This is a genomic window from Actinoplanes sp. NPDC049265 (assembly GCF_043197135.1).
Lineage (GTDB): Bacteria > Actinomycetota > Actinomycetes > Mycobacteriales > Micromonosporaceae > Actinoplanes.
This window is the reverse complement of sequence record NZ_JBICSP010000014.1, coordinates 109,925-130,240: the sequence shown is the minus strand read 5'-3', so window position 1 is coordinate 130,240 and position 20,316 is coordinate 109,925. Positions and strand designations below refer to the sequence as shown.

Sequence of the window (20,316 nt, the reverse complement as noted above, 5' to 3'; positions counted from 1 at the left end):
GCAGACTACGCGCCGTGGTGGTTTGAGTGCACGCCGTACTACTGACTGTCGAAAACTTAAGCCAGTGCTCAATCCGTGCCGACCATCTTGACTCACGTTGATGAATGTGACTACCGTCTCCTCAACTTTCGTTTTGGAAAGTTTCCTAAATGTTCGTCACGAGGAGACGCCGTGCAGAAATCCCTACGCCGCGCTCTATGGGCCGGGGCGATCGTTGCGGTCACGGCCGCAGCCCTGCCCGTGGTCCAGGCGTCTGCAGCGGAAGCTTGTGCGCCCGCATGGAGCGCCTCGCAGGTCTACACCGCGGGTAACTCCGCCTCCTACGAGGGCAAGAACTACCAGGCCAAGTGGTGGACCCAGAACGAGAACCCGGCGCAGAAGAGCGCCGAGTGGGATGTCTGGAAGAACCTCGGTGCCTGCGGTGGGACGACCCCGCCGACCGACCCGCCGACCACGCCGCCCACCGACCCTCCGACCGACCCGCCGCCCAGCACCGGCGACAAGAAGGTCGTCGGCTACTTCGCCGAGTGGGGCGTCTACGCGCGGCAGTACTTCGTGAAGAACATCGTCACGTCGGGCTCCGCCAGCAAGCTGACCCACATCCTGTACGCGTTCGGCAACACGTCCAACGGCCAGTGCTCGATCGGTGACTCGTACGCCGACTACGATATGGCCTACACCGCCGCCAACAGCGTGGACGGCGTTGCCGACACCTGGGACAACGGCGCGCTGCGGGGCAGCTTCAACCAACTCCGCAAGCTCAAGCGGCAGTACCCGAACATCAAGGTGATCTGGTCGTTCGGCGGCTGGACCTGGTCCGGCGGCTTCACCCAGGCCGCGGCCAACCCGACCGCGTTCGCCAACTCCTGCTACAACCTGGTCAAGGACCCGCGCTGGGCCGATGTCTTCGACGGCATCGACGTCGACTGGGAGTACCCGAACGCCTGTGGTCTGAGCTGCGACGCCAGCGGGCCGGCCTCGTACAACAACGTGGTCAGCGCGCTGCGCACCAAGTTCGGCTCGAACTTCCTGGTCACCTCGGCGATCTCGGCCGACGGCTCGAACGGTGGCAAGCTCGACGCGGCCGACTACGCCTCCGGCATCAGCAAGCTCAGCTTCGTGATGCCGATGACGTACGACTACTACGGCGCCTTCAGCGCCCAGGGCCCGACCGCGCCGCACTCGCCGCTGAACTCGTACGCCGGCATCCCGACGCAGGGCTTCTGGTCCGACGCCGCGATCCAGAAGCTCAAGAGCAAGGGCGTACCGGCCAACAAGATGCTGCTCGGCATCGGCTTCTACGGCCGCGGCTGGACCGGCGTCTCGCAGACCGCACCGGGCGGAAGCGCCACCGGCCCGGCGCCGGGCACCTACGAGCAGGGCATCGAGGACTACAAGGTGCTCAAGAACAGCTGCCCGTCGACCGGGACGATCGGTGGCACGGCCTACGCCAAGTGCGGCAGCAACTGGTGGGGCTACGACACCCCGGCGACAGTGGCCGGAAAGATGTCCTACGTGAAGAACCAGGGCCTCGGCGGCGCGTTCTTCTGGGAGTTCTCCGGTGACACGAGCAACGGCGAACTGATCTCGGCCATCAAGAACAACCTCTGATTCTCTCCACCCTCACCAGAAGGAGCGGGGCGCCGGTTGCGGTGCCCCGCTCCTTCGCGTCCCGGGAACATCCGGGAGCGGCCGGGAACATCCGAGAGCGTCCGGGAGCGGGCGGGCGGCGCGGTGGCGGCCCGGGCAACGGGCGTTCCGCGCGGCTCATTAGGCTTGTCACATGCGCCGTGAGTGGCATCAGCTCAGCTATCCGGGGTTCGGCAACCAGGCCCTGCAGACCTCCCGTCCCTCCACCGACTCGGAGGAGGACTCGGCCCTGGGCCTGGACCGGTGGCGCGAGCTTCCGCGGGTGCAGATGCCGCCGTGGCCCGACATGGCCGAGGTCGCCGAGGTCTGCCAGGTTCTCGAGAACGTGCCGTCGATCGTGGCGCCCTACGAGGTCGACCAGCTGCGGCACCGGCTGGCCGAGGTGTGCGAGGGCCGCGCCTTCCTGCTGCAGGGCGGCGACTGCGCCGAGACCTTCGCCGACAACACCGAGAGTCACCTGCTGGCCAACGCCCGCACGCTGCTGCAGATGGCGGTCGTGCTGACCTACGGCGCGTCGATGCCGGTGGTCAAGGTGGCCCGAGTGGCGGGGCAATACACCAAGCCCCGGTCGGCCGCCACCGACGCGCTGGGGCTGCCGGCCTACCGCGGCGACATGATCAACTCGCTCGACGCGAACGAGAAGGCCCGGGTGGCCGATCCGCAGCGGATGATCCGGGCGTACGCGAACTCGGCGGCCGCGATGAACATGCTCCGGGCGTACCTCGCCGGCGGTCTGGCCGATCTGGCCGGTCTGCACGACTGGAACAAGGACTTCGTCCGCGCCTCGCCGGCGGGTGAACGCTACGAGGCGATCGCCCGTGAGATCGACCGGACGCTGGACTTCATCCGGGCCTGCGGGATGACCGACGACGAGGCTCTGCGTACGGTCAGCCTCTACTGCTCGCACGAGGCGCTGGCGCTGGAGTACGACCGGGCCCTGACCCGCGTCTCCGACAGCCGCGCCTACGGGCTGTCCGGCCACTTCCTGTGGATCGGCGAGCGCACCCGCCAGCTCGACGGCGCCCACATCGACTTCATCAGCCGCATCGCCAACCCGATCGGCGTCAAGCTCGGCCCCGGCACCGCCCCCGAGCAGGCCATCGAGCTGTGCGAGAAGCTCAACCCGGAGAACGTGCCGGGCAAGCTGACCCTGATCAGCCGGATGGGCAACGGCAAGGTCCGCGAGGCGCTGCCGCCGATCGTCGAAAAGGTGACAGCGGCCGGCGCCAAGGTCGTGTGGCAGTGCGACCCGATGCACGGCAACACCCACGAGTCGTCCAACGGCTACAAGACCCGGCACTTCGACCGGATCGTCGACGAGGTGCTGGGCTACTTCGAGGTGCACCGCGGCCTGGGCACCCACCCGGGCGGCATCCACGTCGAGCTGACCGGCGAGGACGTCACCGAGTGCCTGGGCGGCGCGCAGGGCATCGAGGACCTCGACCTGCCCGACCGGTACGAGACGGCCTGCGACCCGCGCCTCAACACCCAGCAGAGCCTGGAGCTCGCCTTCCTGGTGGCGGAGATGCTGCGTGGCTGACCGCGCGACCAGGCCGGCCGACTTCCGCAGTGACACCGTCACGAGGCCGACGGCCGGGATGCGCGCGGCGATGGCGGACGCGCCCGTGGGCGACGACGTGTTCGGCGACGACCCGACCGTCAACGCCCTGGAAGCCCAGGTGGCGGCCATGTTCGGGCACGAGGCGGCCCTGTTCTGCCCGTCCGGCACGATGGCCAACCAGATCGCCCTGCAACTGCTCGTGGCACCGGGCGGCGAGCTCCTGGCCGGGGCCGACGCCCACGTCCTGAGCTACGAGCTGGGTGCGGCGGCCGCCCTCGGTGGCGTCTCGACCCGCACCTGGGGGTCGGTCGGGGCGGCCTGGCGCCCGGACGAGATCGCCGCGATGATCCGTCCGGCCGGCTATCCGTCCAACCCCACCCGTGCGATCGCGGTGGAGCAGACCCACAATCTGGCCGGGGGTACGATCGTCCCGCTGGCCGACCTCCGGCGGCTTCGCGAGCTGTCGGCAGAATCAGGCGTCGCGTTGCACTGTGACGGCGCGCGCATCTGGCACGCCCACGTCGCCACGGAAACACCGCTCGACGCGTACGGCCGCCTCTTCGACACCCTGTCCGTCTGCCTGTCCAAGGGTCTCGGCGCGCCGGTCGGCTCTCTGGTCGTCGGCAGCCGGGAACGCGTCGCCCAGGCGAGGATCCTGCGCAAACGCCTGGGCGGCGGCATGCGTCAGGTCGGCATCCTGGCCGCCGCCGGTCAGTACGCGCTCACCCACCACGTCAAGCGCCTGGCCGACGACCACGCCCGGGCCAAGCGCCTGGCCGCCGGCATCGGTGCGGCCACGCCCGAGACCAACATCGTCCTGGTGGACCTCACGGAAACGCGGTGGGACGCGCCATCCCTGGTCGCCGCCGCGGCCGAGCAGAACGTCCAGATCGTCGCCATGCTGCCGCGGGTGGCCAGGATCATCACCCACCTCGACGTGACCGACGACGACGTCGACCGGGCCGTCGAGGTGCTGACACGCTTAGGAGCGCTGCTCCGGAAGCAGTGACTTGAGCAGCGCGATGTCGGCCGCGTGCCCCACGTGCTTCTCGGTCGGGGTCTCGACGATCACCGGCAGCCCGGCCACCGCCGGGTGGGCCAGCAGCTCGCCGAACGCCGCCGCCCCGATCCGTCCCTGGCCGATCGTCTCGTGCCGGTCGCGGGTCGAGCCGCGGTCGTCCTTCGAGTCGTTGGCGTGGATCAGCTGCAGGCGCCCCGGCCCGGCCGCCGCGACCAGCGCGTCGAGCGTTGCCGTCATCCCGCCCGGCGTGGCCAGGTCGTGCCCGGCGGCCCAGGCGTGGCAGGTGTCGAAGCAGACGCCCAGCCACGGGTGCCGTTCCACCGCGTCCAGGTAGGGGGCCAGGTCGTGCACCTTGGAGGCCAGGCTGCGGCCACCGCCGGCGCTCGGTTCGACCAGGAGTTTTGGCAGGCCGCCGGACGCGGCCCGGTCGAGCAGCGGCAGCAGCGCCTCGTGCAGCTGGTGCATGGCCTTCGCGTCGTGGGCCGGGTCGACCGAGCTGCCCGCGTGGTAGACCACCCCGCTCGCCCCGATCGCGGCCCCCCGGCGCAGCGCGTGTTCCAGCACGTCGACCGAGCGTTCCAGGGTCAGGGCGGTCGGCGAACCGAGGTTGACCAGCAGCGACGCGTGAATGTACGCGGGCACGCCGCGCTCGCCGATGCCGTCGCGGAACAGCGTGTCCTGCTTCGGGTCGCCGGGCGGCAGGGCCCAGCCGCGCGAGTTGGACACGTACACCTGGATGGCCTGGGAGCCGGCCGCGTCGGCGTACGGAAGACCGGTCTTGGCCAGCCCGCCCGAGGTCGACGTGTGCGAGCCGATCGGCGAGGTCAGAAGCACTGGATCGCGACCTCGGACTCGGGCGCCACCTGGGTGTTCTCGGGCGGCTGCTGTGCTCGTACCGTGCCGTTGGGGTTGAAGTCGACGCGCACCTTGAGCCCGAGCGCCTGCAGCGCCTGCTGGCCCTGTGCGCATGGCTGGTCGACGACCCGCGGGATGACCACGAACGGCGGACCCTCGCTGACGTCCAGCCGTACCTCGGTGTCTTTCTCCACCCCGGAGCCGGCCTTGGGGGTTTGGCCGATGACCGTGTCGCGGGGCGCGTCGTTCTGCTTGCGCGCCTCGACCGCGGAGAGCCCGAGCCGCTGCAGTTCCTGGCGGGCGTCGTTGATGTTCTTGCCGTTCAGGTCGGGCACGGTGATCGGCGCCTTGCCCTTGCTCACGACCACGGTGACCGTGTCGCCGGGGCGCAGCTCGGTGCCGGCCTTGGGGTCGGTGGAGATCACGACCCCTTCGGCCACGTCGTCGCTGTAGACCGACTTGCCCTCTTTGATCTTGAGTTTGTTCTGGTCGAGCAGGCCCTTGGCCGCGGCCAGTTCCATGCTCGTGACGTCGGGCACCGGGTAGCGTTCGGCGCCCTTGGACAGGGTCAGCGTGATGATGCCGCCCTTGACGATCTTGTCGTTGGCCGGCGGGTCCTGGCTCAGCACGACGTCCTTGGCCACGGTCTCGTCGTACCGGCCGTCGGCGTAGAGCAGTTCGTACCCGTCCTGCCGGGCCAGCTGCTCGGCCTGGGCCTTGGTCATGTTGGTGAAGGCCGGCGTCTCGGTGTAACGCCCGAGCGCGACCCACCAGGTGCTGCCGACCACGACCAGCACCATCACGACGATCGCGGCCGGGATCAGGATCCGCCGCCGGTCGCCGCGGCCGAAGAAACCCCGGCGGACCGGCGCCGACCGGTGGACGCTGCCGCGACTCTGCTCGGGCAGCCGGGACCAGGACGGGCGGCCGTCGTGAGCGGACGGCTCGACGGCCGGGATCATGGTCGTCCGGTCGGCGGTGTGCCGGGCCGGGACCTGGCGCAGCAGCGCGGTCTCGACGTTGGCCGCGCCGAGGTCGTCGCGGACCACCTGCACCTCGGCCAGCAGCGCGCCGGCGTCGGTGGGCCGGGCGCCGGGGTCGCGGCGGGTGGCCCGGGCGACCAGGTCGTCGATCGCCGTGGGAAGCCCGCGGACCAGGTCGGACGGCTTGGGTACGTCGTTGTCGACGTGCTGCCAGGCCACCTGCACCGGGTCGTCGCCGTCGAACGGGACCCGCCCGGTGACCATCTCGTAGAGCACGATGCCGGCCGCGTAGACGTCGGTGCGGGCGTCGGCGCGGCCCTGGGCGACCAGCTCGGGCGCCACGTAGGCCACTGTCGCCATCAGCTGGCCGGAGTCGTCGTTGCTGCTCGCCTCGACCGCGCGGGCCAGGCCGAAGTCGGCCACCTTGACCACGCTGTCGACCAGGTTGGCGATGCCGCCGCTGGGTGCCTCGGCGACCAGCACGTTTTCGGGCTTGACGTCGCGGTGGACCAGGCCGGCCCGGTGCGCGGCGGCGATCGCGGAGAGCATCTGCTCGAGGATGGCCAGCGCCTCGACCGGGTTGAGCCGGCGGCGCTGGGTGAGCAGGTCGCGCAGGGTGCGGCCCTGCACGTATTCCATGACGAGGTAGGGCAGGCCCTGGTGGCGGCCCTGGTCGTAGACGGCGACCACGTTGGGGTGGGTCAGCCGGGCGATCGTCTTGGCCTCATCGGTGAACCGGTCCACGAAATGGACGTTGGTCGCCTGCGAGGGGTGGATGATCTTCAGGGCGACGGTGCGTTCGAGCCGCTCGTCGATGGCTGTGTAGACCGTGGCCATGCCACCGCGAGCGACGCGACCGGTGATCCGGTAGCGGCCGTCAATCGTCGTGCCGATCAACGAGTCGGCGACAGTGGTGTCCATCGGCGTGAAGTGTATGTGGCTTTCTGTTGGTGGCGGTTCAGGATGCCACAGCTGAGACCTAACGGGTCGGCAACAACGTCCCTGAACTGCGGGTCCGACGCATTTGTGAGGTACGCCGGACCCGGCACATTCAGCGCCGGCGGTGGGCCCGGCCGCTCTCGGACGACGCGCTCGGCTCCCCGGACGCGCTGTCGGTGGGCGTGGGGGAGGAGGCCGAGTCGGTCGGCACGGGCGGCTCCGGCTCGCTGGCGTCGGGCGACGGCGTGCTGCTGGGCACGTCGGTCGGTGTCGGCACCGGCGGCTCCAGGCAGTCGCAGGCCGGGCTGGTCGGCACGGGTGCGTTGGGCACCGGCACGGTCTTGGTCACGGTGGTGACCAGCGGTGCGGGCTGAGTGATCTTCTGCACGGGTACGCCCGGAGCCACCGCCGCCGCGGGCATGGCCGGCGCGGGTACCGGCCGCTCGGCCCGGCCCTGCCCGATCCCGGCGTTCGACGCCACCTGGTCCCGCTCCGGCTCGCCCCCGATGGCCAGCGGGTACGGCTCGGCCGCGGCCGGTTCCTCGGCCAGCAGCCCGCCCAGCCCGTTGACCACAGCGAGGTAGCTGCCGGCGGCACCGGCCACGGCCAGCGCCCCGAACGCGGTCACGGCCACCAGCCGGCGCGGCGGCCGCCGGTGCGTTCCCGCAGTGCAGCCGGGCCAGGCCGTCTCCTCCACACCCCCGAAGGTGCTCATTCCGGTCGAGGTCACATCCGGGTGGCCCGGGCGCAGGACCGGGGGTTCGTGCCCGGGTTCTTCGCGCCGGCCGAGGTCGTAGCGCAGCGACCGCCAGGCGCCGGCCATCTCGGTGCGGGTCTTCCGCCACAGGGTCATGGGTTCGGTGCTCGCAATCTCTTCGGCGGGTTGTGGCAGGCTGGATGCCGTGAGTGAGACAGCGACCACGTCGTCCGCCCCCACTGCCGGTCCAGCCGGCTGGGTCCCATTGCCGGATGTTGCCGACAAATTGGACTTGTCCATCAGCAAGGTGAACCAGATGGTGCGCGATGGCCACCTGCTGGCCGTCAGACGCGACGGCATCCGGGTCGTTCCCGCGGAGCTGGTGGCCAACAGCACGGTCCTCAAGCACCTCCCGGGCGTGCTGACCTTGCTCCGCGATGCTGGGTACAACGACGAAGAGGCGCTCGGGTGGCTGTACGAGCCCGACGATGATCTGGACGGCAACGCCGCCCGCGGTCTCGGCGGCCCCCGGGCCCGCGAGGTCAAGCGGCGCGCGCAGGCGCTCGGGTTCTGAGCCGGGGATGCGGCACTTCGCGTACCTGTTCGTGCTCGCGGGGTGTCTCGGCGCGGCGTTGTGGCTCGAGCCGGTGCTGCGGGTGGGCGTGCTCAGGCAGTGGCGGCGGCTGCTGCTGACCGTCCTGCCCGTGGTCGTCGTCTTCGTGCTGTGGGACCTGGCGGCGATCGCGGCCGGCCACTGGACGTTCGACCCCGGGCAGACCACCGGCGTGGTCTTCCCGGGGGGACTCCCGCTGGACGAGGTGCTGTTCTTCGTCGTGGTGCCGGTGTGCGCGATCCTCGGCTTCGAGGCGACCCGCAAGGTGCTCAGGAAGTGACCTACACCGTCGCGGCGCTGCTGGGTGTGCTCGGCGCGGTGCTGGTCGACCTGTTCGTGCTGCGTACCCGCCTGGTCACCCGGGTCGTGTTCTGGGCCACCTATCCGATCGTCGTCACGTTCCAGCTGCTCTCGAACGGGATCCTGACCGGCCGGCACATCGTGGTCTACGACCCGGCGGCGATCATCGGCGTGCGGCTGGCGTACGCGCCGATCGAGGATCTCTTCTTCGGTTTCGCCCTGGTGCTCTTCTCGCTGTCACTCTGGGTCTGGCGGGGCCGCCGCTCGGGGTAGCTCGTTCGCGACCTCGCCGGTCACCCACTCGGCCCAGTCGCGCTGCATCGTGTACCAGCGGATGCCGAACTCGGCGGCGTACCGGTACCAGCCGGACTCGGCCTCGGGCTTGGCGACCGCGGCCCGCAGCACCTCGATCTCCCGTTCGCTCTCCAGGGTCAGTTGTTTGACCATCGCCGCCGCCTCGGCCGGCTCCAGCGCCGTGAGCAGGAACAGGCGCAGCACGAACTCGTTGCGGGCCGGCGCTTCCTCGGGCGGCCGCATCAGCCAGGCGCGCAGCCGCGAGCGGCCCTCCGCGGTGACCGCGTACGTGCGGCTGCCCCGGGCGCCCTCGCCGACCAAGGTGACCAGGCCGTCCTCGGTCATCTTGCGCAGTTCCGGATAGACCTGGCTGTGGCTGGCGCTCCAGGCGTACCGGGAGAGCACCTTCCCGAATTTCTGGGTCAGGTCGTAGCCGGTCTGTGGGGTCTCGGCGAGCAGGCCGAGCAGGGCGTAGCGCAGTGACACGTCGCGGAGTCTATCGACATATCGAGATGGACATGTCGAGATTTACAGGTTAGCGTCGTTTCATGAGCCTCCATGTGATGGATCCGGTCCCTGACGAGATCAACGTGGTTGACCTGCCCGTCGACGGCGTACTGCCGCCCGAGCTGACCGGCCGCTACTTCCGCAACGGGCCCAACCCGCGGCCCGGCGAACTGTCCCGGCACTGGTTCGGCGGCGCCGGCATGATCCACGGCGTACGCCTGAACAACGGCCGGGCCGAGTGGTACCGCAACCGATGGGTCAAGTCGGACACGAGCACCGGCAACACCTCGCTACGCCGGCACGCCGGGCACCTCTACGCGCTGATGGAGCAGGCGCCGCCGGTGGAGATCGACCTCGAGCTCGACACGGTCGGCGACTGCACCTTCGACGGGCGGCTCACCGGCGGCATGACCGCCCACCCCAAGGACGACGTGGAGACCGGCGAACTGCACTTCTTCGGGTACGCGGCCCATCCGCCCTACCTCACCTACCACCGCCTCGACGCCGCCGGGAACCTCGTACAGAGCCTGCCGATCGAGGTGCCGGGCCCGACGATGATGCACGACTTCGCCATCACCCGCGGCCACATCGTCTGGCTCGACCTCCCGGTCGTGTTCGACCTCGAGCTGGTCGGCAAGGGCATGCCCTACGTCTGGTCGGACACCTACGGAGCGCGCATCGGTGTCATGGCCAAGGGCGGCGGCCCCGTGCGGTGGTTCGACGTCGAGCCCTCGTACGTCTTCCACGTCGGCAACGCCAGCGAGGACGCCCAGGGCCGGATCGTCCTCGACGCGGTCCGCTACGACCGCGACGGCTTCCGGGAGCTGTGGCCGGTGATCGGCCGGCACCGCGAGCTCCGCAGTGTGGTGCACCGGTGGACGCTGGACCCGGCGACCGGCCGCGCGGCCGAGCAGCCGCTGGACGACCGTCCGGTCGAGTTCCCGACCCTGCACGACGGCTACACCGGGCGCCCGAACCGCTACCTCTACGCCGTCGGCATGAACGAGATCCTCAAGTACGACGCGGCCACCGGCGCCGTGGGCAGCGATCCACTGGGCGACGACTGGCGGGCCGGCGAGGCCGTCTTCGTACCCGGAGCGGAAGCCGCCGCCGAGGACGACGGCTGGCTCATCTCGATCACCACCCACACCGACCCCGGCGTGCCGTCCCGGCTGCTGGTCCACGACGCCACAGCGCTGTCAGCCGGCCCGGTGGCCACCGTTCAGCTGCCCCGGCGGGTGCCGATCGGCTTCCACGGCACCTGGATCCCGGACCCGATCACACCTTCCGGCGAGTAGCCGCCTCGGCCAGCTCCCGCAACACCCGGCGGGCCTCGGGCTCGACGTCGGCGGCGGCCAGGGCGGCCAGCGACTGGGTGGTCAGGGTGTCGATGCGCTGCTCGGTGCGGGCCAGCGCCCCGGTGTCCCGGATGACCGTCCGTAGCCGCTCCACCCCGGCGTCGTCCAGCCCGGGGGCGCCCAGGCCCGCCTCCAGCGCCGCGCGGTCGCCGGCCGACGCCGCCTCGAACGCGGCCGCCACCAGATAGGTCCGCTTGCCCTCGCGCAGGTCGTCGCCGGCCGGCTTGCCCGTCACGCCCGGATCGCCGTACACACCGAGCACGTCGTCACGCATCTGAAAGGCCTCACCCAACGGCATCCCGTACGCCGACAGCGCCGCACTCAGCCCCGCCGGCGCCCCCGCCAGCGCCGCACCCAGCAGAAGCGGCCGCTCCACGGTGTACTTGGCCGCCTTGAACCGGGCCACCAGCCCGGCCCGCTCCAGCGACGTGTCGCCGGTGGCCTGCGTGTGCACGTCCAGGTATTGACCCACGCTGACCTCGGTGCGCATCGCGTCGAAGACCGGCCGGGCCCGGGCCAGATCGTCCAGGTCGACACCGGAGCCGTGCAGCATCTCGTCCGACCAGACCAGCGCCAGATCGCCGAGGAGCACCGCGGCGGCATCCCCGAACTGCTCGGCGTCGCCGCGCCAGCGTGCCGCCGTGTGCCGGGCGGCGAACCGCCGGTGCATCGCCGGCTCGCCCCGCCGGGTGTCCGAGCGGTCCATCAGATCGTCGTGGATCAGCGCGCTGGCCTGCACCAGTTCCAGCGACGCGACAGCGCTCACCACCGGGTCGCAGTCCAGGCCACCGGCCCCGCGGTAGCCCCAGTACGCGAACGCCGGCCGCAGCCGCTTGCCCCCGCCGAGCACGAACGCCTCCAACGCGTCGGCCACGTCGGCCAGCGCCGGGTCGATCCCGGTCATCCGGGCCCGCTGGTCGGCCAGGAACCCGGTCAGCGCCTTGTCGACGCGATCGCGCAGCCCGGCGTACTCCATGGGGGAGATGGTCACCGCGCCAACCTAGCCGTTGCACCCGGTAGAGTCCTACCGTGGCTCTCGGTCTGCCGTCCAAGCTCCCCGCCTCGCCCAGCATCGGCGAGCTGGTCCAGGGCGCCGTGCCCACCTTCTCGTTCGAGTTCTTCCCGCCCAAGACCCCGGCCGGCGAGCAGCTGCTGTGGCAGGCGATCCGCGAGCTCGAGTCGCTGCGGCCCAGCTTCGTCTCGATCACCTACGGCGCCGGCGGCACCACCCGCGACACCACCGTCGCGGTGACCGAGCGGGTCGCGACCGAGACCACGCTGCTGCCGATGGCCCACCTGACCGCGGTCAACCACTCGATCGCCGAGCTCCGCAACGTGATCGGCCGCCTGGCCGGCGCGGGCATCCGCAACGTGCTGGCGGTCCGTGGCGACCCGCCGGGCGACCCCCAGGGCGAGTGGGTCCGGCACCCTTCCGGCATCTCGTACGCCGCGGAGCTCGTCCGTCTGCTCCGCGAGGCCGGCGACTTCAGCGTCGGCGTGGCGGCCTTCCCGTACAAACATCCGCGTTCGGAGGATGTGGAATCGGACACCCGCCACTTCATCGAGAAATGCCGGGCCGGCGCCGACTTCGCGATCACCCAGATGTTCTTCGACGCCGACGAGTACCTACGCCTGCGCGACCGGGTGGCGGCGGCCGGCTGTGACACACCCATCGTGCCCGGCGTGATGCCGGTCACCCGGATGGCCACGATCGAGCGGTCGTCCCAGCTGTCCGGCGCCCCGTTCCCGCCACACCTGCTCTCCCGCTTCGAGCGGGTCGCCGACGACGAGGCCGCCGTCCGGGCGCTCGGCGTGGAGCTGTGCAGCGAGATGTGCGCCCGCCTCCTCGACGAGGGCGTGCCCGGCATCCACTTCATCACGCTCAACCGCTCCACCGCGACGCGTGAGGTCTGGCAGCAGCTGGCCCCCGCGCCCGCCGCCGTCGCGTGACCTGGGACGCCTACGCCGTCGCGTGGGCGTCGCTGCACGGTGGGTTCGACCCGCGTACGGCCTCCCCGCTGATCCGCGGCTGGATCAGGATCGCCTGGCGGGCCGGGGTGCTCCTGGCCCGGCTGGGTCTGGGCCCGATGGCGGTGACCGCCGGCGGCCTGCTCCTGTGCCTGCTGGTGCCGGTGGCCGCGCTGGCCGGCCCGGCGGGCTGGATCGGGGCCGGCATCCTGGTGGCGGCGGCCGCGTTCGCCGACTCCTTCGACGGCGCGGTGGCCGTGGTCACCGGCCGGGCCACCCGCCTCGGTTTCGTGGTCGACTCGGTTGCCGACCGCATCGGCGAGGCCGCTTGGCTGCTGGCGTTGTGGCTGGCCGGGGCGCCGGCCGGGCTGGTGGTCGCGGCCGGCGGGCTGAGCTGGCTGCACGAATACGTACGGGCCCGCGCCACCGCCGGCGGCATGGCCGACATCGGCATGGTCACGGTCGGCGAGCGCCCCACCCGCATCGCGGTCGCGATTCCGGGCCTGCTCATCGCCGGAGTGTCGAGCCTGGTTCTCCCGCTGCCGATCGCCGCGGTCGCGGTCGCGGCCGGGCTGGCGCTGCAGCTCGTCGGGCTTGTTCAGTTGTTCCTCACGGTTCGTCGGGAACTACGCTGACCTGCGCCCGGCCAAAGCCGGACCACAACGGGCCGGCCGTGCGGCTTCAGGCGACGCGCAGGTCGGCCAGCGTGGTGATGCTGCCGACCGCGGTCGGCGGCTCGCCGGTTCGGGTCAGGGCCACGCCCCGGTAGCCCAGCGCCACCGCCGCGGCCACCAGGTGCGGGTCGTCGTCGACGAACAGGCACTGCCCGGGCGGCAGGTCGATCAGGGCGCGGCCGGCCGCGTACCTCCGCGGATCGGGTTTGTTGCAGCCCATCAGCTCGGAGATCACGTAGCCGGCGAAGAATTGCGCGATGCCCAGCTGCTCGAACGTCTCGGCGAAGCCGGCCGCCCAGTTGTCCGAGACGACCGACATGCGCAGGCCGGCGGCGTGCAGACGTTCCAGCGCGGGCAACACGTCCGGGTAGAGCTCGATGACCGGGCCCGCCGGCGGTGCGTCGAGCTCGGTGAGCAGGGCGGGCGTGGCTTCGAGGCCGAGGACGCCGAGCATCACGCGGTGGTAGGAGGCGCGGTCGGCGGTCCGGTCGCCGCTGTCGAGGAAACGCTGCCCGGCCTCGATCGCCGGCGGGAACAGAGCCTCGTCGACGCCCGGGTGGTGCTCGCGGACCACCGATTCGAAGTCGTGGCGCGGATTCCAGCGGGAGGTGGTGGCCGGCCGGTCAGTCCCGGATCAGCGTCCACTTTGACAAGTGCCTAAATATCCATACTTGTCAACGTCTCGTACGGTTGCCGGGGTCGCCGGTGCCCGCCGGCGGCCAACCGTTCGGAAGGGCATCTGAATGAGAGCCACACTTCGATTCCTCGCGGGAGGGATCGCCGGCCTGGTCGTCGCCGGGCTGGCCGCCGTGCCGGCAACCGCAGCGGCCGCACCAGCCGCCGACCGCACCAGCGCCGCCGAGGCACGCCGGGTCGACCGCGTGCCGGCCCCGAAGCTCGACTGGTACCCGTGCTACGACTGGGCCGAGTGCGCCACCGCCGACCTGCCCGTCGACTATGACCGGCCGAACGGGCCGACCACCCAGGTCGCCGTGCTGCGGGTCAAGGCCAGAGACCAGGAGCACAAGATCGGCAGCCTGTTCCTGAACCCGGGCGGACCGGGCGGCTCGGGTACGTCGATCGCCCTGTCGTCGCCGTACTTCCTCGGGCCGGAGCTGCTGCAGAAGTTCGACATCGTTGGCTTCGACCCGCGCGGGATCGCGAACAGCGACAACGTCAAGTGCTTCAAGAACACCCGGGAGCAGACCGAGAAGCTGAGCGGCATGAACGTGCTCTTCCCGTGGACGCCGGAAGAGACCGCCGCCTACATCGCCTCCGCGCAGGAGCTCGGCCGCTCGTGCTCGACCACCGGCAAGAAGCTGGCCGGGGCCATGTCCACGGCCGAGGTCGCCCGGGACATGGACGTGCTGCGCCGGGCCGTCGGTGACGAGAAGCTGAGCTACCTGGGCTTCAGCTACGGCACCGCGCTGGGCCAGTACTACGCCAACATGTTCCCGGACCGGTTCCGGGCGCTCACCGTCGACGGCGTCATCGACCCGACGAAGTGGACCGGCGACCAGCAGACCCAGGACCAGACGCTGGACGACCGGATCCGCAGCGCGGACGGCGCGTACAAGGCTCTGACCGAGATCTTCAAGCGGTGCGACGCCGCCGGCGCCGAGCTGTGCCCGGAATCCGGGAAGTTCGCCGCCGACTTCGCGCTGGTCGCCGACCGGCTGCGGGCCAAGCCCCTCGAACTCGAGGACGAGGCCGGCAAGTACTACTTCCGCTACTCCGACTTCGTCGGCCAGGCGCTGGGCATGCTGTACGACCCGTCCGGCTCCGAGATCATCGTCCTGATGACCCAGGACCTGCTGACCCTCACCGACCCGGGCACCTCGGCCGACCGCCGGGACGCCGCCGCGAAGGCCCTGACCGAGCGCCTCGCCGGGCACGGCGGCCGGCCCGGCCGGGACTTCCCCTACTACAACGACGCCGAGGCCAACGCCGCGGTCATCTGCACCGACGGCCTGCACCCGGCCGGTGCCGCGCGGTGGGCGCAGCTGACCGCGGCCGCCGACGAGCGTGCCCCGTACTTCGGGCGGGCCTGGGGCTGGGGCGACGCGATGTGCGCCCGCGACACCTGGACCGTCCAGGACGAGGACGCGTACACCGGTCCCTTCACCAGGCGGACCTCGGCGCCGGTCCTGGTCGTCGGCAACTACTGGGACCCGGCGACCAACTACAACGACGCGGTGTCGTCGGCCGCCCTGCTGCCGAACAGCCGCCTGCTGTCCAACGACAGCTGGGGGCATACCGCGTACGGCACGTCGGAGTGCGCCACCGGCGCCGTCGACCAGTACCTGCTGACCGGCGCCGTGCCGGCCGAGGGCACGGTCTGCGTCGGCGACGTGCAGCCGTTCCAGCCGGCGCCGGAAGCGAAGGCCCGCGGCGCGAAGCAGACCCGCACCGAGCGGGCGCCGGCCGACCTGGCCGACGTGGCCAAGCTGACCCCGCCGGCCGCGGGCGACGCGAAGCTTCTCCCGCCGGTCACCGCCCTGCGCTGATCAGAAGGGGTGGGTCCCGTGGTCCGGGTGGCCGCGGGACCACCTCGCAAGGGAGGGCCGGTGCGCGGGACTCACCCGGCAGGCTTCGGCGACGACGGTGCGCGATTGGGTCGGTGTCGACAAGGAATTCCTGGCCCGCCACCTGCCCACCGTGGCCGAGTGAGACAGGAGAGCTCGGGGTGAGCGCCGCGCTGAGTGGGTGAGCGCCGCGCTGAGTGGGTGAGCGCCGAGCCGAGTGGACGCCGCGTTGGGCGGGACTGACCTGGTGCGATAGGTCGAGCGGCGGCTGAAGATCGACCGGCGTTTGAAGTGCACGTGAGGCGGCGGGCTGGGCATGGCAGCCCGGCTCGGCGGTTCACGGTACGGCGATCAGCGACGGTCGGCGGCGCAGGGCGAACACGGTCAGCAGGAGCGCGCCCAGCGCGAAGGCCGCGTCCACGTGGAAGGCGACCCCATAACCGGCCCGCAGTGCGTCCACTGTGGGGTGCGGGCCGGACACCGCGGCCGCCGTCGCGGCCAGCACCGCCAGGCCGAGGGCACCGCCCGCCTGCTGGGCGGTGCTGGTCAGGCCGGACACCAGCCCGGTGTCGGAGGGCGCCGTGCCGGCCATCGCCAGCATGATGATCGACGGGACGGTGACTCCGACGCCCAGGCCCATGACGATGAGGGCGGGCAGCATGCCGGCCGCGTACCCGGACGGGGTCTGACCCAGCAACAACAGACCGGCTAGCAGGAGCGACAGTCCGGCCGTGAGCACCGGCCGCGGGCCGAAGCGGGCGGTCAGGCGCGGCGCCACGAACAGTGACACCAGGCCGATCACGATCGGTGTGGGCAGGAACGCGAGTCCGGTCGCCAGTGCGTCGAAGCCCATCACGCGCTGTACGTACAGGGCGTTGAGGAACTGGAAACCCATGCCGGTCGCGAAGATCAGGATGACGGCGGCGTTGACCAGCAGCAGCCAGCGGCGGGCGAGCAGGCGCAGCGGGACGAGCGGGGCCGCGGTCCGGCTCTGCCGCAGGACGAAACCGGCGATCAACAGGAGCGCGACCAGGGCCGGCGGCCACGAGGCCCGCACGATCGCGTAGACGCCGGCGCAGAGCCCGGCGGTGATCAGCGCCGCGCCCAGGATGTCCAGGTCACGGCCCAGGCCGGGGGCGGGTTCGCGGGGCAGGGTACGCACGGCCAGGACCGCCACGACCACGCCGATCGGGACGTTGATCAGGAAGATCCAGGTCCACCCGGCCGCCTCGGTCAGGATGCCGCCGAGGACGAACCCGGCCGCGGCGCCGCCGGCCTGGACGAAGCTGTAGACGCCCATCGCGCGCGCCTGCTCGGCCGGGCCGGGGTAGAGGCGGACGATCATGCCGATCACCACCGCGCTGGCCAGGGCGCCGCCGGCCCCTTGCAGAAACCGGCCTCCGATCAGGAGGGACGGGGTGCCGGCGAGGCCGCAGAGTGCGCTGGCCACGGTGAAGACGATGAGGCCGGCGAGGAAGACGCGCCACGAGCCGACGAGGTCGCCGAGCCGGCCGGCCAGGAGCAGCAGGCCGGCGAAGGAGATGAGGTAGCCGTTCACCACCCAGGCCACGCCGGCCTCGGAGAAGCCCAGGTCGCGCTGGATGTCGGGGAGCGCGACGGCGACGATGGTGCTGTCCAGGACGATCATCAGGGACATGGCGCAGAGGACGGTCAGGGCGGCGCGGCGGTGATCGGTCGGAGCACTCATGGCTCCGACCGTAACAGATGATCCGGTAGTGGACTATCCAGTAGTCACCTATCTGCCGCGGGCCCGGCGTACCGGACCGGTGTCCCGGTTGTCGGCCAGCGTGCACAGAGCCTCCAGGAAGGCCTTGCGGGACGCGGGGGAGAGGGCGGATAGGGCCTCGGCGTGTACGGCGTCGACGATGCGCTGACCCTCTGCGGCTGCGGCCCGGCCACGATCGGTCACGGCGATGATCCGGGCGCGACGGTCGGTGGCCGACTGCCGGCGCTCGGCCAGCCCACGGCGTTCCATCTCGTCGATGGTCGTGACCATGGTGGTCTTGTCCAGGTCGGCCAGGGCGGCCAGCTGGATCTGGGTCCGGTCGGCCTCCAGGGCGTGAATCAGGACGCATTGCACGCGGGGGGTCAGGTCGATCTCGTCCAGGGCTGCGGCCAGCCGGTTGGCCATGGCGTGGCCGGCGATGTTGAGCAGGCCGGTGATGTCGCGTTCGGTGCGTTCGGGGGCGTTGGTGGCCATCCGGTGAGTCTATCGCGGGATTATCTCCTTGTAGATAATCCCGACTGGGCGTTCGCGCTGACCGATCCGCTGGGCGCGGCCCTGGTGCGGCTGGGGCGCCGGTCGTCCTCGGGCTGGCGATCATCGTGTGCGGTGCGGTGCGGTGCGGCCTGCTCGGCCTGCGGTGGTTTTCCGGCGAGAGGCGCCAATTTTTGCAGTGAACAGTCCAAGTATTGCGGGCAGGTGACGGGATTGTAATGATGGTTGTCGATCCGGCTCATCCCCACCATCCCCGCACCCGGATCGCTGGAGTTTCGCCATGGCCGTCTCCCGCCGTACCGTCCTCTCCGCAGCCACCCTCGCCCCCGTCGCCGGCCTGCTCACCGACCTGGCACCGGCCCGCGCCGCCTCGCCGCCGGGCGACGTGGTCGGCAAGATCAGCGTCGGTTATCAGGGATGGTTCGCCTGCCCCGGAGACGGCGCGCCGATCGGCGGATGGTGGCACTGGAGCCGCGACCGGTTCCAGCCGCCGTCGCCCGGCAACACGACCATCGTGTCCTGGCCGGACACCCGGGACTACGCCCACGTCTATCCCACGGCGTACCCCAACCTCGGCGACGGGCGGCCCGCGACCCTGTTCTCCTCGTACGACCAGCAGGTGGTCGACACGCACTTCCGCTGGATGCAGACCTACGGCATCGACACCGCCGCCCTGCAGCGGTTCAACCCGGTCGGCGACGAGGGCCCCACCCGCGACGCCATGGCGGTCAAGGTGCGTGCGGCGGCCGAGGCGACCGGTCGCAAGTTCTATGTCATGTACGACGTGACGGGCTGGACCAACATGCGGTCCGAGCTGGTCAACGACTGGGTCACCAAGATGTCGGCGCATGCCTCGTCGCCCGCCTACGCCCGGCAGAACGGCAAACCGGTCGTCTGCGTGTGGGGCTTCGGCTTCAACGACGACGGCCGCCCGTTCACGCCGGCCGCCTGCCTCGACGTGATCAACCGGCTTGAGGCGCTCGGCCTCTACGTGATTGGGGGTGTGCCCACCTATTGGCGGGAGGGCAAGAACGACAGCCGGGCCGGATTCCTCGACGTCTACCACGCGTTCCACATGATCTCGCCGTGGATGGTCGGGCGCACCGGCACCCTGGACGGGCTCGACTGGTTCTACACCAACGTCAACACCGCCGACCAGGTCGACTGCGACGCACACGGCATCGACTACCAGCCCTGTGTCCTGCCCGGCGACCTGTCCTCCGGCGCCCGCCGGCACGGCGACTTCTACTGGCGCAGCATCTACAACATGGTGCGGCTGGGCGCCCAGGGCCTCTACGTGTCCATGTTCGACGAATACAACGAGGGCAACCAGATCGCGAAGACCGCCGAAACCGCCGCCTCCGTCCCCGCCGGCAGCGGCATCCGCGCCCTCGACGAGGACGGCACCTCCTGCTCGGCCGACTACTACCTGCGGATCACCACCGACGGCGGCCGCATGCTCAAGGGGCAGATCCCCCTCACTCCCGTGCGCCCGACCCCACCGACCACCGGCACCCCGCCGCCGCCGACCGGCGACCTGGCTCGCGGCCGCCCCACCTCGGCCAGCGGCCACACTCAGGCTTACGTCCCCGCCAACGCGGTCGACGGCGACGGCGCGTCCTATTGGGAGAGCACGAACAACGCCTTCCCCCAATGGATCCAGGTCGATCTGGGCGCGGCGCGCACGGTCGCGCGGGTGGTGCTCAAGCTGCCGCCCGCCTGGGGTGCGCGCATCCAGACGCTCGCCGTCGCCGGCAGCACCGACGGCACATCCTTCGCGACGCTCGCCGGATCCGCCCCCCGCACCTTCGACCCGTCCTCCGCCAACACTGTGGCAATCACCTGCCCGCCGTCGTCGGCCCGTCACATCCGGGTCACCGTCACCGCCAACACGGGCTGGCCGGCCGCCCAACTCTCCGCCCTCGAGGTCCACGCCTCCTGAGCCGCCACCCCACCGGCGGCCCAGAGGTCCACGCCGGTCCCACCTCTGCTGCCAGCGGTAGCCCTGGGCGGTATCGGGCGGCCGGACCCCGCTCCTGCCGACCGCTGCTCCCGCCAGTGGTAGCCCTGGGCGGGGTCTGGGGTGACCACGCACGCAGGTGGAGCGGAGCGACCTCGGCGGGAGCTGCGGT

The 20,316-nt window shown here is 71.2% G+C and carries 19 protein-coding genes; 11 read left to right on the top strand and 8 right to left on the bottom strand.

Translation table 11 applies throughout. The features are described from left to right. Window positions 1-171: 171 nt before the first annotated feature. From ACGFIO_RS29725 to ACGFIO_RS29715, 3 genes are all read left to right on the top strand, one after another. Window positions 172-1,611 carry a glycosyl hydrolase family 18 protein gene (locus tag ACGFIO_RS29725; protein WP_392830738.1) on the top strand — a complete coding sequence of 480 codons (1,440 nt, stop codon included), beginning with the start codon at window positions 172-174 and terminating at the stop codon, window positions 1,609-1,611. A gap of 172 nt (window positions 1,612-1,783) precedes the next feature. Continuing rightward, window positions 1,784-3,190, top strand: a complete 1,407-nt coding sequence (locus ACGFIO_RS29720; protein WP_392830735.1) for a class II 3-deoxy-7-phosphoheptulonate synthase — start codon at window positions 1,784-1,786, stop codon at window positions 3,188-3,190. Then, window positions 3,183-4,220 (top strand): threonine aldolase family protein, encoded by a 1,038-nt coding sequence (locus ACGFIO_RS29715; protein ID WP_392830732.1) that lies wholly within the window; start codon window positions 3,183-3,185, stop codon window positions 4,218-4,220. The genes ACGFIO_RS29720 and ACGFIO_RS29715 overlap by 8 nt, the downstream gene beginning before the upstream one ends. Here the strand turns inward: ACGFIO_RS29715 and ACGFIO_RS29710 are convergent. The 3 genes from ACGFIO_RS29710 to ACGFIO_RS29700 form a co-directional block, all read right to left on the bottom strand. Then, complete coding sequence (locus ACGFIO_RS29710) at window positions 4,194-5,066, bottom strand: deoxyribonuclease IV (protein WP_392830729.1); 873 nt, start codon at window positions 5,064-5,066, stop codon at window positions 4,194-4,196. The two genes, ACGFIO_RS29715 and ACGFIO_RS29710, sit on opposite strands and share 27 nt — an antisense overlap. Further along, complete coding sequence (gene pknB, locus ACGFIO_RS29705; RefSeq protein WP_392830727.1) at window positions 5,057-6,991, bottom strand: Stk1 family PASTA domain-containing Ser/Thr kinase; 1,935 nt, start codon at window positions 6,989-6,991, stop codon at window positions 5,057-5,059. The genes ACGFIO_RS29710 and pknB overlap by 10 nt, the downstream gene beginning before the upstream one ends. Window positions 6,992-7,121: 130 nt before the next feature. Next, a complete protein-coding gene (locus ACGFIO_RS29700; protein ID WP_392830724.1) occupies window positions 7,122-7,862 on the bottom strand; it encodes a hypothetical protein in 741 nt (246 codons plus the stop codon). 40 nt (window positions 7,863-7,902) lie between these two features. On the opposite strand from ACGFIO_RS29700, the gene ACGFIO_RS29695 reads away from it, so the two are divergent. The 3 genes from ACGFIO_RS29695 to ACGFIO_RS29685 are packed head-to-tail and all read left to right on the top strand — an operon-like array spanning window position 7,903 to window position 8,892. Beyond that, a complete protein-coding gene (locus tag ACGFIO_RS29695; protein ID WP_392831060.1) occupies window positions 7,903-8,280 on the top strand; it encodes an Rv2175c family DNA-binding protein in 378 nt (125 codons plus the stop codon). Between the two features lie 7 nt (window positions 8,281-8,287). Beyond that, complete coding sequence (locus tag ACGFIO_RS29690) at window positions 8,288-8,599, top strand: lycopene cyclase domain-containing protein (RefSeq protein ID WP_392830722.1); 312 nt, start codon at window positions 8,288-8,290, stop codon at window positions 8,597-8,599. Continuing rightward, window positions 8,596-8,892: a lycopene cyclase domain-containing protein gene (locus ACGFIO_RS29685; protein WP_392830719.1), complete on the top strand. Its 297-nt coding sequence runs from the start codon at window positions 8,596-8,598 to the stop codon at window positions 8,890-8,892. Before ACGFIO_RS29690 ends, ACGFIO_RS29685 begins: the two co-directional genes overlap by 4 nt. Here the strand turns inward: ACGFIO_RS29685 and ACGFIO_RS29680 are convergent. Continuing rightward, window positions 8,857-9,399 (bottom strand): PadR family transcriptional regulator, encoded by a 543-nt coding sequence (locus tag ACGFIO_RS29680; protein WP_392830716.1) that lies wholly within the window; start codon window positions 9,397-9,399, stop codon window positions 8,857-8,859. The two genes, ACGFIO_RS29685 and ACGFIO_RS29680, sit on opposite strands and share 36 nt — an antisense overlap. Window positions 9,400-9,461: 62 nt before the next feature. Between ACGFIO_RS29680 and ACGFIO_RS29675 the strand changes: the two genes are divergently transcribed. Continuing rightward, on the top strand, window positions 9,462-10,718 hold the full coding sequence (locus tag ACGFIO_RS29675) for a carotenoid oxygenase family protein (RefSeq protein WP_392830713.1): 1,257 nt from the start codon (window positions 9,462-9,464) through the stop codon (window positions 10,716-10,718). Here ACGFIO_RS29675 and ACGFIO_RS29670 read toward each other — a convergent pair. Then, window positions 10,699-11,754, bottom strand: coding sequence for a polyprenyl synthetase family protein (locus tag ACGFIO_RS29670; protein WP_392831058.1), 1,056 nt, complete (start codon window positions 11,752-11,754; stop codon window positions 10,699-10,701). The genes ACGFIO_RS29675 and ACGFIO_RS29670 overlap by 20 nt on opposite strands. A 53-nt stretch (window positions 11,755-11,807) precedes the next feature. Between ACGFIO_RS29670 and metF the strand changes: the two genes are divergently transcribed. Both metF and ACGFIO_RS29660 read left to right on the top strand, forming a co-directional pair. Beyond that, the gene (gene metF / locus ACGFIO_RS29665; RefSeq protein WP_392830710.1) at window positions 11,808-12,728 is read left to right on the top strand and encodes a methylenetetrahydrofolate reductase [NAD(P)H]; all 921 of its coding nucleotides are present in this window, start codon (window positions 11,808-11,810) and stop codon (window positions 12,726-12,728) included. Next, on the top strand, window positions 12,725-13,381 hold the full coding sequence (locus ACGFIO_RS29660) for a CDP-alcohol phosphatidyltransferase family protein (protein ID WP_392830707.1): 657 nt from the start codon (window positions 12,725-12,727) through the stop codon (window positions 13,379-13,381). The genes metF and ACGFIO_RS29660 overlap by 4 nt, the downstream gene beginning before the upstream one ends. A 46-nt stretch (window positions 13,382-13,427) precedes the next feature. Here ACGFIO_RS29660 and ACGFIO_RS29655 read toward each other — a convergent pair whose 3' ends face one another. Beyond that, window positions 13,428-13,994, bottom strand: a complete 567-nt coding sequence (locus ACGFIO_RS29655) for an HAD family hydrolase (RefSeq protein ID WP_392830705.1) — start codon at window positions 13,992-13,994, stop codon at window positions 13,428-13,430. 169 nt (window positions 13,995-14,163) lie between these two features. Here ACGFIO_RS29655 and ACGFIO_RS29650 point away from each other — a divergent pair, with 169 nt between their 5' ends. Beyond that, complete coding sequence (locus ACGFIO_RS29650) at window positions 14,164-15,927, top strand: alpha/beta hydrolase (protein WP_392830702.1); 1,764 nt, start codon at window positions 14,164-14,166, stop codon at window positions 15,925-15,927. Between the two features lie 355 nt (window positions 15,928-16,282). Here the strand turns inward: ACGFIO_RS29650 and ACGFIO_RS29645 are convergent, their stop codons facing one another. Both ACGFIO_RS29645 and ACGFIO_RS29640 read right to left on the bottom strand, forming a co-directional pair. Then, window positions 16,283-17,653: an MFS transporter gene (locus ACGFIO_RS29645; RefSeq protein WP_392830699.1), complete on the bottom strand. Its 1,371-nt coding sequence runs from the start codon at window positions 17,651-17,653 to the stop codon at window positions 16,283-16,285. 48 nt (window positions 17,654-17,701) lie between these two features. Beyond that, a complete protein-coding gene (locus ACGFIO_RS29640; RefSeq protein WP_392830696.1) occupies window positions 17,702-18,166 on the bottom strand; it encodes a MarR family winged helix-turn-helix transcriptional regulator in 465 nt (154 codons plus the stop codon). A gap of 298 nt (window positions 18,167-18,464) precedes the next feature. Here ACGFIO_RS29640 and ACGFIO_RS29635 point away from each other — a divergent pair, with 298 nt between their 5' ends. Continuing rightward, entirely contained in the window at window positions 18,465-20,126 is a 1,662-nt protein-coding gene (locus ACGFIO_RS29635; RefSeq protein ID WP_392830693.1) for a discoidin domain-containing protein, read from the top strand. The last annotated feature ends 190 nt before the right edge of the window (window positions 20,127-20,316 follow it).